Genomic DNA, 13,378 nt, shown 5'->3' on the forward strand with positions numbered 1-13,378 from the left:
ACCTGATAAGTACTCGATTCAGCTAACGTTCAGTTTACAGCAGTTAATATTGCTAGCATAACTTAAAAAGCTTAAAAAGCCACTTCAGCTGTTTTACACTAACTATTTACCGTTAGGCTATGTAAATAGCTAGTGTGAATAGGCGGCTTTTTAATCATACGTATTAAGGAGTAGCAAGATGCAAAAAATTAACTTTAAAAACTCACTGATTTATTTAATGCTATTTTTATCAAGCGCCTTGGTGTTTTCACCCCTAGGTTTTGCCGCTGACAACACCAGTGTAACTTTCGATGAGTCAAACATTGAACCTAGCTTAACAGACCAAGCCAGTCACTTTACTGATGCTGAGTTAGCACAAATGCTAGCGCCCATCGCATTATATCCAGACGCTTTGCTTAGCCACATTCTTATTGCCACAACCTATCCTATTGAAGTTGTTGACGCCGAGCGATGGTTAAATAAAAATAACCGGCTAAGTACTCAAGCACTTGCTGATGCCGCAGAAGACAAAGATTGGGATCCTAGCGTTAAAGCCCTATTACCTTTTCCAAACATACTTAAAAAATTAAGTGAAGATTTACATTGGATGACTAATTTAGGTGATGCTTTTTTACAAGATGAAGCACAGGTGCTTGCCAGTTTACAAAGATTACGCCAACAAGCAGATCAAGCAGGTAACCTTGAAAATATGAGTAACGTCAAGGTTGTTCGAGAAAGCCAAACAATCATCATAGAGTCAAGACAACCTGATATTATTTATGTGCCTTATTACGATACTCGAGTCGTTTATGGCGATTGGCGCTGGTCACATTATCCGCCCATTTTTTGGCACCACCCTGTGCACTATGCTTCGAATCATGGCCCCTATTATTGGCATAACCCTGTCCACCTGACTGTTGGACTATTTTTTGGTGCCGTGCACTGGAGTAATCGTCATGTGGTTGTTAATCATCACAAGTCTCGATATTACAAACACCATAGTAATAAAAAATCGTCTACCAGTTATCAATCAAAACCTTGGCAGCATAACCCTCGCCATAGAAAAGGCGTAGCGTATCGCACATCCAACATACAGAAGAAATATCGCAGTCACACACCTAATGTGCAAAAGCATAAGGCTTTGCGTACAAAACAAAAGTCTTTTGTGAATAAAAATAAACGCCTTACTGAACATACCGGAAATAAATATACCCACAGTAAAAACCAAAACCAAAGCCTGAAGCATAAGCTGCAGGTTAATCGAGCGCTGAAAATTGACAAGCATCCGCTTAAGAAAAATTCATTAACTCAACAAAAAGCCTATAAAAATAAGCCTTGGCAACAAACTAAGGGCAGTAAAAAACCCTATAACGATAAAATCGAAACAGCTAAGCCGCAGGTAAATATGAATAGGAATAGGAATAATGAGGTTAAAAAATATATAAAAAAAGACAGTTATAGCCAAAATGATCAAGGCATCACTAATAGAGCCCGTACTGAGAAAAGTTATCTTAAAGCTGTAAAAAAACCTAAAAAAACTTACCAAAACCACCCAACTTCAACAAGTGAAAAAAGCGTGCATAAGCGCTCAAACGCCAAGGTAACTCGCAGCCAAAAAAACAGGGGTAGCAGAACACATCAAAACAGAGCAAAGCGGCATAACTAATTTATCCCCGCTGTTTATTCCCAGCGGGTCGTTAATAACATAGTTAGTCGATGCTGAAAATGTTACGTTTGTAAAACTAAAAAGGGCGATATCAATTGATATCACCCTTTTCTCATGCCTTTAAGATACTCATACCAATTTCATTAATTAGGTGGTCTACTTTATACGCAGGGAAAATGGCCAAATATAAGGCATTTATTTTAATCACTAGTTGTGCTAATTATTAAATAAATAACGCAGTAGTGGATTATTTTAACCAGTAAAAATGATCAGATAATGAGTGAGATTGGTATAAGCCCGATCAACACACCACTGATTATCACCCTTACTCTATGGCAGTTAATTCATCGTTAACAAAAACTAACTTTGTACACTCATCTTTCGTTGTTAAGCCATCTTTGTGCAAACGATGTGTACGAAAATAAACTACATTAACCGTTTTGCCGTCATCGAAATAAGTTTCATTAAAATCAGCTACGCCCATTACACGAGAAACATCAGCAAACGTGGTGTTTAATTGTATACCGGCGATTTTTTTTCTATTTTGATATTCTCTATCGTCAAAATCGCCAGAAATAGAGTGACCATCTTCGCCGCCAACGGCAATAACGCAACCGGTTAAAGTCAAGGTTAATGGCGCAATAACAATGAGTGCTAATAACGTTTGTTTCATTTTATTTTTCTCTTATCAAAAGTAATGGGTTTGATAAGGCTAATTGCAAATACTAAACCACTTTCATAACCAACTGATTGTATTGAATATAAATAAAAAAACTAAAAACAAAGCGAGACAGCGTTAGTGTTTTTCGCTAAAATATTGCTTCTTTAACACCTGAGTTATGCGTTATGACTATATCTGATGAAATTTCCATCATCGCCAACAAGCTAGCCAATGAAGGTAAAGTGCCCAGTGTGGCACTGATTAAAAGTCAGCTGAATCAAGCCGTACCTTTGCCAAAAATAATTTCGGCTTTAAAAAACTGGCACCACGAGCCAAAATTTATACAGGCTCAAGATCAAGAAATCACCACCAAAACCTCAACTGAAGCAAAACCTAACAACACAGAAATAAGTTTACTGATAGCAAATGCTTTAGCGCCACTGCAGCGAGATATAACTGAATTAAAGCAACAGCTAAAACAATTATTAGACCAGCATAAAAATAGCTAGCTTTATGCTCAGCACGGCCAAAAAGTCGTTATAATGTTTGAGAAATTTATCGCTTACTGGGCATTTTCAATACTGGTTGGCGGTATCCGTGGCGTAAGTTGCGACATAAATTCAGCCAGTGTCTCTGCTATTTTTTTATGTGGCTCTCGGCCCACTTTTTCCACCCACACTGAGCCTGTGTCATTGTCTAATGAAATAATATGGTCGTCATCATCAGTCAGCGCAAAAAATATCGTTAGCTTTTGTTTTAATTTTGTTTTCATTAAAATATGGCCAATAATATTTTCTTGTAGACGCGCAAAGTCTTTTTCGCTCCATACAAATAACAATGACAAGTCTCCTTCTATGCAACTGGCATCTAAGCTGTCACTATAAATAGTGGTAAAATAGTCTTTAATGTCAGCATGAAGTTTGACTTCCAAGGCCGCTTCAACATTATCAAACGTTAACACTTGGGCCATTTTTATTGGCTGCCATAAAGAAAAATCTTCTTCATGCACACCCTGCTCACAAGGCGATGACCAGTCTTCATCTTTTTGGGTAATAGGTAAATGTTGAAACCTATCTTGGTATGCTTGTAAGTAATCTTGAGAAAATTGCCATACGAGTTCATTAAGAGAGTGATTTGATATTTTCATCTAGCAGTTAATTCCTATAAAATAGAGAAAGATTTCAACCTTGTTACAATCAGAGAAGAAGTTACGCAAAAATGAGCACTTATACAAACGCAAAAGCGTTAAGCAAGTTAACGCTTGGAAAAGTAACAAGCTATTGCAGCCAATATACCCCAGAATTACTACAAGCGGTACCTAGGAGCTTAAATAGAGACAGTTTAGGTTTAACAACAAACAAGCTGCCGTTTAAAGGTGAAGATGTTTGGTATGGCTATGAGCTGTCATGGCTAAATGACAAGGGTAAGCCCGTTGTTGCGGTGGCTGAATTTAGTTTTCCATGTACCAGCCCAAACATTGTAGAGTCAAAGTCTTTTAAGCTGTATTTAAACAGTTTTAATCAGACTAGATTCTCCTCGTGGCAAAGTGTAGAGTCTGCATTAATAAAAGACTTATCCGCTACCGCTGGCGCCAGTGCAGAAGTAAAACTTTTTCCTGTCAATAACTGCCCTGCACTCGCTATAGCCCTTGATAACGCATTATGTATAGATGAGTTAGACATTGAAGTGAGTCATTACCAACTTGCTCCACAAATACTAAAAAGTATCAACCATGACCAAGCAGATGTTGTGACTGAATATTTAGTTTGCCATTTATTAAAGTCAAATTGCTTAATCACTAATCAACCTGACTGGGCGAGTGTTTATATTGAATATAGCGGTCAACAAATTTGTCATGAAACCCTATTGAAATATTTAATTTCGTTTCGCCAACATAATGAATTTCATGAGCAATGTGTTGAGCGAATTTTTTGTGATCTCAAGCGTTTTTGTCAGATTGAACACCTAACAGTTTTTGCTCGATATACCCGCAGAGGCGGCTTAGACATTAATCCATTTCGCTCAACAAGCAAAACAAAAGCGCCTAAATTAAGAACACTACGACAATAAGCCAACACAACGTGTAGTTTTTAAGCAGTCAGTTATTAGATATACGCTTATACTGGCTTTTTATATGGTTGTGTTTATTATTATCATATAACAAGAAACTATTGCTTTAGCCTTGATGTAAAAGCAATAGTTTCAAAACATACCTAGTGCTATTGTTTCCATTCAATGAGTATATTTTGGAGCGATTTTTTTTTATGGCTGAAAGTTTAAGAGTGAAAGTTTTATCGCGAACATCACTATTAACCGTTTATAATCTTTATTTGATACCGCGATTCACGCTCAGCGCACTAGCAGCATTATTGAACAACTTGATGATAAATTGTCACTCGCTTGCAAAGACAATGACATATTATTGAATAACAAATTAATCAACTTAAAATATATGCTAAAAAACTCAGTAGTTTAGCAAAAAATTAACACCCTTTATCTTAACAAGTGTTATGGCCAAAGAGGCTTTTATTAGCCGTTATGGTGACGAAGAATTTGTTGAGTAATATCGATAAATCCACTGTAGTAAACAAGCTCAATATATTACGTAAAAAGGTGGCAAGTCTACCGTTTATTTTTACAAATTACCGCATTTGAACATGCTAACGCTGCATGGTATCAAGCTAGAAAGACGGAAATATAGCGTTATTTACGGATAATAATCAGCACGAGGAAGTACCGTTATGCATACTCAAATTAATCCTGTTGGCAAAATGAATTTACTGTCTCAAGCAGAAGTTGACCGTTTACAACAATCCGCCACCAGTGAACTCTATAATCTCTATCGTAATTGCTCGTTAGCCGTACTCAATGCCGGCAGTCATACCGATAATGCTGAAGATATATATCAACAATTTTTAGACTTTCAAATTAAAGTATTAAGGCGTGAGCGTGGTGTTAAGTTAGCCTTAGATAACCCGCCCAAACATGCTTTTGTCGACGGTATTATTATCAAGGGTATTCAAGAGCACCTTTCGGCAGTGTTACGCGACATATTATTTATTGGTGATTGTTACAGCACTAAAGATGTCGACAGTGTCACTAATGTTATTTTTGATATGTTACGCAATGCCAACGCGATAATTCCTGACAGTTCACCTAATTTGATCACCTGCTGGGGTGGACATTCGATTAATAGTACCGAGTATAAATATACCAAACAAGTAGGTTATCATCTGGGTTTGCGGAGTTTTAATATTTGTACCGGTTGTGGGCCTGGCGCGATGAAAGGCCCAATGAAAGGAGCAACCTTTGGTCATGCCAAGCAACGCAACACAACTGGCCGCTATATAGGGTTAACTGAGCCTAGTATTATTGCAGCCGAGCCACCAAACCCTATCGTTAATGAATTAGTCATTATGCCCGATATTGAAAAGCGCTTAGAAGCATTTGTGCGTATGTCGCATGGTATTATTATATTTCCCGGCGGTGCAGGTACAGCAGAAGAGTTACTTTATATTTTAGGTATTATGCTACATCCAAAAAACCAGTTACAAAAATTGCCTATTATTTTAACTGGGCCCATTGAAAGTGCAGAGTATTTTCAGCAAATTGACACTTTTATTGCCAACACGCTTGGTGAATCAGCACAGCAACTCTATAAAATTATTATTGATGACCCTGAACAAGTCGCAAAAACCTTTAAATTAAGCACAGAAGAAGTGGTCGCACATCGAAAATTGACCGGTGACTCTTATCATTTTAATTGGTCATTAGTGATTGAAACTGAATTTCAACAGCCGTTCGAGCCTGATCATAAAAACATGGCCTCATTAAATTTGCATTATGACCAAAGCATAGCGTCATTAGCCGCCAATTTACGCCGGGCTTTTTCTGGTATTGTTGCCGGTAATGTCAAAGCCAGTGGCATAAAAGCCATCCGAGAAAACGGGCCGTTTAAAATAAGTGGTGATAGTAAGATGATGGCATTAATGGATACGCTATTGAATTCTTTCGTCAAACAACAAAGAATGAAACTACCTGGTAGTGAATACATTCCTTGTTATACAGTCATTGAAGGTTAATTTTTATGACGGTCCATTTGGTATTAATTGATGCATTAAATTTAATCAGAAGAATTTATGCTGTGCAAGAACGGCCATTTTTGTTGAACAATGAATTGGCTGAAAATACCAAGCAACAAGTGCTATTTAATACCGCCAAAGCATGTGAACAAGCCTTACAAAAAATTATTGAACAGTTAAAGCCTAGCCATGCGCTTGCGGTGTTTGACTCTCAAGCGCCATGTTGGCGCTATGACATTTATCCAGACTATAAAAAAGGCCGTAAAAAAATGCCCGAGCATTTGGCTGACAAGTTAACTGATATCCAAGACCGCTTTATGCAACACCACGTTGACTCTTTAGTTTCAGAAGCAGACGAGGCTGATGATTTAATTGCAACCTTGGCAATAAAGGTTGCATTGCGTGGTAGAAATGTAACTGTGGTATCTACAGACAAGTGTTTTTTATCACTACTCAATCCCAATATCCAAGTCTATGACTATTTTAATCGTCGTTATTTAGACGAAGAATATGTACTTAACAAGTTCACGGTAAAACCAGATAAGTTAATGGACTTATGGACTTTAACGGGTGATAACACTAATAAAATTCCTGGCGTAGCCGGCATAGGTCAAGTAACCGCAGCAAAATTATTAAATCAGTATGGCTCGATTAAAAGTATACTGAATGCTAAAGACTTAAAAAATAGCATCAGTGAAAAACTATTGCAACATGATGAACAAATTACGTTAAGTCGCAAGCTACTGACATTAAAAATTGATATCCCTTTAGGGTTTAATTTAAAAGACATAAGACTACCCTTTTAAAATGCACTTGCCAGCAGTTAACAATCTGGTAACATTGAAAGTTGTTACTGGTATTTTCACTCTAGCCATTAAAACGCACTAAAACGTCATTACTCATTATTTAGAGCTTAATAATGAGTAATGACGTTAACAATAAATAATGACTCAAAAATAATGACCAAGAAAGCTTCAAGGATTAAAAGTGAATAAAAAAATAATTGCTATCATATTAGTCGCCTTAGCAGCATACGGTATATTTGTCACCTTAGTGGTCAACTTTTACGATGACAGCCCTGCAAACATGCAATGGGAAGACCGAGAAGCTTACAATCAACAATTTATTGCTAAACTTGAATTGAAAAAATTTAATTTTAATAGTGCCATCGAACAGCTAGGTAGTCCTGATATTACCGAAGCAAAAATAGTTAACGAAAGCAGGTATCAAGTCAGCTTTTACCGCACCCAACATGTAAAGTCTGACGGCATCACTACACAAGATGAATGCACCGCATTATTGTTTACTAATGGTATTTTAACCGCTATTGGTAAAACAGCTTATCAGCAGTTTAAAGCGTTTTAAACTGCACATCTCAGTAATATTTAAACAGCTATACTTAACATCAAGTGATGACATATTAGCTGTCTGATAAGTCATTTTTTTATATTTAATCGACGCCTATCACTCATATCGCGTGTATTGCTGAAAAAAAATATTTATTCTTAAAACTCCACACTAAATATAACACTAGCTACCCATGCCACTTAGTTATTACCCATATGTGCTAATTAAAATAGCCCAAGTTTAGTTGAGAAGAATAAACATCAGCCTTGATTTTTTCTCCTACCAACAACTAGAAACCTAGTAGCACAGGAATTAGACTAAAGTTTTACAGTAAAACTTACTAACTGCTACGGTTAGTTGCTATAATTGCAGGCATTAACTCGGTTGAATCAATAAGCGTAGTGTCAGGTCAAATATATTGGCTGGTAAGTGTTTTATATTTAAACAAAAACTCACGATTCTCGTAATTCAAAAAAGCAATACTCAAAAGGCAATTAAACAATGGCAAAACAAACCATAACAGTGATCCCAGGTGACGGCATAGGTCCAGACATTATCGACGCAACTATCAAAATATTAGATAAAGCCGGCTGTAATTTTGAATATGAGTATGCTGACGCTGGTCTAACCGCATTGGAGAATCATGGCGACTTAGTGCCAGAATCAACCTTGGCACTAATTGAAAAAAATAAAATCAGCCTAAAAGGTCCGTTAACGACACCTGTAGGTGAAGGTTTTACTTCAATTAACGTCACCTTACGTAAGCATTTTCAACTATATGCTAATGTTCGTCCTGTGTTGTCATTTAAAGGCACGAAGGCACGTTATGAAAATATTGATATCATTACCATTCGTGAAAATACTGAAGGTATGTACTCAGGCCTAGGACAAACAGTTTCAGAAGACGGAAATCAAGCGGAAGCGAAAAGTCTTGTCACTCGTGAAGGTGCTGAACGCATTGTAACTTTCGCTTATGAAACAGCGATAAAAGAAGGTCGTAAAAAGGTAACTGCTGTTCATAAAGCTAACATCCTAAAGTCAACATCTGGCCTATTTCTTAAAGTAGCCCGTGAAGTAGCCGCACGTTACCCACAAATTGAATCAACAGAAATGATTGTAGATAACTGTTGTATGCAGTTAGTTATGAATCCTGAGCAGTTCGATGTAATTGTGACTACAAATTTATTTGGCGATATACTGTCAGATTTATGTGCAGGTTTAGTGGGTGGCTTAGGCATGGCACCTGGCGCTAATATTGGTAATGGCTGTGCAATATTTGAAGCGGTTCATGGCAGTGCGCCTGATATTGCCGGCAAAAACTTGGCAAACCCTACCTCAGTTATTTTAGCCGCTATTCAAATGCTAGAATACTTGGGTATGGCTGATAAAGCAGATAACATTCGTCGCGCTATAACGGAAGTTATCGAGTCTGGCGATCGCACCACACGAGATCTTGGCGGCACACACGGCACCTCAGACTTCACACAAGCTGTATTAGAACGTTTATAACACTGCTTATTACCTTATATGAAAAACCAAGCCACAGTGCTTGGTTTTTTTATCTTCAGCATTTCTCTTATCTTGCACATGTTATTAATTTATTGATCCTGTCAATAACAAAACCACAAGTTTAATGGCACGGATATAACAAGCTTAGTATAAATATACTAGAGCAGGAATAACTGGTTATAACTCAAAAAAAAGTTAATTTGTCTGAATAGTGATGAGTAATGAAATTACCTCAACAAAAGTGCTAAACGCAGTTACTGTTTCAGAAGTGATAGTTTTTTAGCTAAATCAACTTCTGCATCATCAAGTGAGACTCACTCAGAAATTGTTCATACTGAAATAAATTCACAATTACTTGGTGCGCTAAACACAAACTAAAATAGAGGTTCACAAACCTTCCTCATCTCGCTAAAATCTGAACCTTTTATCCATGTTGGAATACAGTAATAAAGCGACTTTAGCTTCTAAAAAGCAGTCCCTAAAGGACTGCTCAATGCTAATAGTGACGGTTAGTTATTGCTGAATTAGGGGGCACTTACCGACCTACTTTACCTTTAACGAGCGGCTCAAAAGAAAGCACGCTAAATTGGCCTTGGCTACCGTCTTTACCGTCATTAAGTGGCGGTGAACGGTGAAGTTCATTCACAGTGAAGTAAATTTTATCATCAGCACCATAACTGAAGCCATCAGGCCACACGAGCCGCTCATCTTTAAATAACACTTCGTAACCGCCACTGGGCTTAACCACACCGATAGCGCCGTTAGTAATATCCGTTACATAAACGTTGCCGCCACCATCTACAATAATGCCATCAGAAATTGGCTTAGTACCATAGCGTTCTACTTTTTGTTCAAGCGCTTTACTTGATAGACCTTCATCTATCATTGCGCTGGTAGCAATACGATATATCGATGTACCCGACATAGAGCCAAAGTATAACCAATTTTCATTTGGCTCAAGGGTAATTGGGTTTACACCTAAACGTGCCGCTTGTCCCCCAATTTTCATAGTGCGACCTTCAATAACTATGTCGATGTTTTCGGCAGTAGTATAATGGCTGTTTTGCAGTACTCTTCGCGCTGCACCTGTTTTAATATTTACAGTAATAATCGCGGCTTGGCTGCCTTGTGCTGTATCTGCTATATAGATATATCCATTTTTGTTATCAACCGCTAGGTCGTTTAAAAACGAGGTCTCTGTAATTGTTGGCTTTGCTAAATAAATGATTTTATGAAGCTGCTCGTTAATAGTATCCCAACCGACTAATCGTCCAGCGTGATCAGGGCCTGACGTATCTAGCATCCATAAAATACCATCGGCTGATACGTTAATACCTAATACATCATAAAAACCTTTACCGTTATTGTAAGTGTAAGCCCACGCTTCATTAGGATAAGGTTTTGTTGTACCGTCTTTGAACAACTCCATAATTTTTTGCTTTTGCCCGTAAAATCCGTGTATTGACAAAAATTTTCTGCCCGACGGCGTAATAGCAATATTGCCTGGAGGGTGTTGTGCATCAAATATAGCTACCGTGTTTAGCTTGTTATTATTAGCCGATGTCGTCGCTGCACTGAGTAATGCTATGCTATAAATTGCGGCTAAAAGTAGTTTTCTCATCATTGTTTTCCTTTATATGAAGATGTAAATATTAGAATTATTCATAATATTTTTTGTTTTTTACTTAAGGGAACGTCTTTACTTTTTATTTAAAATAGAGTTTTTAACATCTTTTGACCAAATAACGAGTCCCACACTTATATATTTTTAACCTTAGCAACCAAATCTAAGTGATCATCAAGTAAGGTTATTTCTGATAACAATCACTCAGTGCTTTCTGGCCTTAGTGTAAATTGACCTAATAGTATTTAATGTTCAATAATTTCAATTACTAGGTCGATTCACATTGTTGGCTTGGGTAAATTCGCATTTATTAACACTAGCGCTATACTGTTTAAGGTTTTATAGGCTATTTATTAACATTCGTCCTATAAACTACTGTAATACTAACCTGCTCCAAGGATGAAGCTAATTGTATTTAAAGCGGTTAATTACCTGCTTTTTCAAATAAAGCGAATACTTCTTAGAGGAACTTATAGCAAAATGTTAAAGACAAAAAGGACTTTGTTATGCAGCCATTTCACCTAAAAACTATAGCCATAATATGCAGCTACCTTCTTACCGGAAATAGCCATGCATCATTGATAAATTATGAGCTATTAACACCCCATTCATCGACACATATTAACTATACTAATCCATTTAAAAATACTTTTTCAAGTATTAACGATGGCTTTCAAATCTATCAACGAGATGTTGGTTTAAATATACCCAACGCATTATTAGATAACAGTGAAATAGCAATATCTGACCGTTTAGGCATTGTTTCGAGTACCAATACACAAGCTTTTTTTGGCATTGTTGATACCGTCAACTTGAATAACCCAATCGATGATGCCCTCGCTAAGTGGAAAATCAACATCAAAAATTTATCTGCATTAACATTTTTTATCGACATGGCGGCAATGGGCGACTTTGAAAGTAGTGACCAATTTTTATGGCGCTACAGTATTGACAACAATCCATACAGTACAATTTTTCAAAGTATAAGCAATGAAGATACCCAACAAAATTACCGCTTAGAAGATAATAGCTTAATAGCGCTTAACGATCCCATGACGGTAAATTCTCGATTACTCAGTAATGAATTTAAAGCATTTTCGTCATCCATTTTAGACACTGGGAGCTTGTTAACACTTGAATTGAAAGCTAAGGTCAATGGTGGCAGCGAAGTTATCGCTTTTCAAAATATAGTCATTCAAGGCGTGTCAAATGCGGTAACAGTCGGTGAACCAAAATCATACGCTATTCTATCATTAGCATTACTATTTTTTATAAAAAGGAAGATTATCTCTTGATGTATAACAGCGGTGTATTTGATAGTAAAACAACAGTATTAGCAGATATATAAACTTAAAATATAAAAAAGCCCTAAAATCCATCAGAAATATAGGGCTTTTTTTCAAAATATTGTTAGTAGAAAGTCACTAAATATCCATCGGCGGCGGAGATAATAACCTAGCGTGAACGGTTATTTCTTCGCGGTCATAATACAAATGCTTGGCATACAATTCATATTTTACATTGTGCAGAGAAAAAGCATCTTTCATCGTTTGTAAGTCATCATTAACTTGCTGATAACGCCCCTTCATGGGTAATTTCAAGTTGAAAATAGCTTCTTGGCATAGGCCTTTTAATAACCATTCACTCATCAGCTTTGCCACGCGTTGTGGCTTTTCAATCATGTCACATACTAACCAATAAACATTTTTCTTTTGCGGCAAGTACTTAAAGCCATCCATTGTACGATGCTTTACTTGACCCGTTTGCATTAATGACTCCGCCATTGGGCCATTATCGATTGACGTTACCATCATGCCACGACGAACCAATTGATAAGTCCAACCACCTGGAGCTGCACCTAAATCGACTGCATTCATCCCTGAGGTTAAACGTATATCCCATTCTTCTCTAGGAATAAAATATAAAAAAGCTTCATCAAGTTTCAATGTTGAACGACTTGGCGCGGCATTAGGGAATTTTAAACGTGGAATACCCATCACATGTGGCGAAGTATTTCGCGCTAATGAAAAGCCGAATATAACTTCTTTGCCTGATAAAAATAACGCATGTAACACCGCGCCATCTTTATTACCTTTTTCGGTCAGTACTTTATCTTTTCTCAGTGCTTGTCGAAGTGGTACTGCTAATTTACGACAAAACTTCGACAGTTCTTTACCGTCATTTGTGTCAGGAGTTTCCATACGCAAATCAGCGTATTGCCACTCAGTGCCTAACACTTCTACAATGGCTTCAACGCGATTGTAGTCAGGTAAGTCTATCTTTTCAGTTACCGTGACAAACCATTGGCGAGCGAAAATAAGTCGCTTTAATGGAATTTTTTCCATTAAAATCTCACCCTCTTCCGGCTTATTTAAATGAAAATAAACTACGCCCTGGTTTTTAGTTAGCTCTAAATAGCCATATACTTCATTCCATGAAGCTTTTTCTTGAATTTCTGCGCCACATTCTTTTTCAAATCCGGGGCGACAATATAAAACTATTGCAGTCAT

Annotated in this window: 12 protein-coding genes; 8 read left to right on the forward strand and 4 right to left on the reverse strand. The window is 37.1% G+C overall.

Annotated features, from left to right (window positions below; genetic code table 11):
* The first annotated feature begins 178 nt into the window (after window positions 1-178).
* Complete coding sequence (locus H4J41_RS13330; protein WP_259364549.1) at window positions 179-1,645, forward strand: DUF3300 domain-containing protein; 1,467 nt, start codon at window positions 179-181, stop codon at window positions 1,643-1,645.
* Window positions 1,646-1,970: 325 nt separating this feature from the next.
* Here H4J41_RS13330 and H4J41_RS13335 read toward each other — a convergent pair whose 3' ends face one another.
* The gene (locus tag H4J41_RS13335; protein ID WP_182137621.1) at window positions 1,971-2,318 is read right to left on the reverse strand and encodes a DUF3192 domain-containing protein; all 348 of its coding nucleotides are present in this window, start codon (window positions 2,316-2,318) and stop codon (window positions 1,971-1,973) included.
* A 173-nt stretch (window positions 2,319-2,491) separates the two neighbouring features.
* On the opposite strand from H4J41_RS13335, the gene H4J41_RS13340 reads away from it, so the two are divergent.
* Window positions 2,492-2,815, forward strand: a complete 324-nt coding sequence (locus tag H4J41_RS13340; RefSeq protein ID WP_182137620.1) for a hypothetical protein — start codon at window positions 2,492-2,494, stop codon at window positions 2,813-2,815.
* A gap of 53 nt (window positions 2,816-2,868) precedes the next feature.
* Here the strand turns inward: H4J41_RS13340 and syd are convergent, their stop codons facing one another.
* A complete protein-coding gene (gene syd / locus H4J41_RS13345; RefSeq protein ID WP_182137619.1) occupies window positions 2,869-3,453 on the reverse strand; it encodes a SecY-interacting protein in 585 nt (194 codons plus the stop codon).
* Between the two features lie 71 nt (window positions 3,454-3,524).
* Here syd and queF point away from each other — a divergent pair, with 71 nt between their 5' ends.
* From queF to H4J41_RS13370, 5 genes are all read left to right on the forward strand, one after another.
* Complete coding sequence (gene queF, locus H4J41_RS13350) at window positions 3,525-4,376, forward strand: NADPH-dependent 7-cyano-7-deazaguanine reductase QueF (RefSeq protein WP_182137618.1); 852 nt, start codon at window positions 3,525-3,527, stop codon at window positions 4,374-4,376.
* Window positions 4,377-5,047: 671 nt separating this feature from the next.
* A complete protein-coding gene (gene ppnN, locus H4J41_RS13355; RefSeq protein WP_182137617.1) occupies window positions 5,048-6,388 on the forward strand; it encodes a nucleotide 5'-monophosphate nucleosidase PpnN in 1,341 nt (446 codons plus the stop codon).
* Window positions 6,389-6,393: 5 nt separating this feature from the next.
* The gene (gene xni, locus H4J41_RS13360; protein WP_182137616.1) at window positions 6,394-7,194 is read left to right on the forward strand and encodes a flap endonuclease Xni; all 801 of its coding nucleotides are present in this window, start codon (window positions 6,394-6,396) and stop codon (window positions 7,192-7,194) included.
* 181 nt (window positions 7,195-7,375) lie between these two features.
* The gene (locus H4J41_RS13365) at window positions 7,376-7,753 is read left to right on the forward strand and encodes a DUF3192 domain-containing protein (RefSeq protein WP_182137615.1); all 378 of its coding nucleotides are present in this window, start codon (window positions 7,376-7,378) and stop codon (window positions 7,751-7,753) included.
* Window positions 7,754-8,236: 483 nt separating this feature from the next.
* Complete coding sequence (locus H4J41_RS13370) at window positions 8,237-9,244, forward strand: isocitrate dehydrogenase (protein WP_182137614.1); 1,008 nt, start codon at window positions 8,237-8,239, stop codon at window positions 9,242-9,244.
* Window positions 9,245-9,779: 535 nt separating this feature from the next.
* Here the strand turns inward: H4J41_RS13370 and H4J41_RS13375 are convergent.
* Window positions 9,780-10,868, reverse strand: coding sequence for an L-dopachrome tautomerase-related protein (locus tag H4J41_RS13375; RefSeq protein WP_182137613.1), 1,089 nt, complete (start codon window positions 10,866-10,868; stop codon window positions 9,780-9,782).
* Window positions 10,869-11,374: 506 nt separating this feature from the next.
* Between H4J41_RS13375 and H4J41_RS13380 the strand changes: the two genes are divergently transcribed.
* Window positions 11,375-12,163 carry a hypothetical protein gene (locus tag H4J41_RS13380; protein WP_182137612.1) on the forward strand — a complete coding sequence of 263 codons (789 nt, stop codon included), beginning with the start codon at window positions 11,375-11,377 and terminating at the stop codon, window positions 12,161-12,163.
* 129 nt (window positions 12,164-12,292) lie between these two features.
* Here the strand turns inward: H4J41_RS13380 and rlmM are convergent, their stop codons facing one another.
* Window positions 12,293-13,378 carry a 23S rRNA (cytidine(2498)-2'-O)-methyltransferase RlmM gene (gene rlmM, locus H4J41_RS13385; protein ID WP_182137611.1) on the reverse strand — a complete coding sequence of 362 codons (1,086 nt, stop codon included), beginning with the start codon at window positions 13,376-13,378 and terminating at the stop codon, window positions 12,293-12,295.

Source organism: Colwellia sp. MB3u-45 (assembly GCF_014077005.1).
Taxonomy (GTDB): domain Bacteria; phylum Pseudomonadota; class Gammaproteobacteria; order Enterobacterales; family Alteromonadaceae; genus Cognaticolwellia.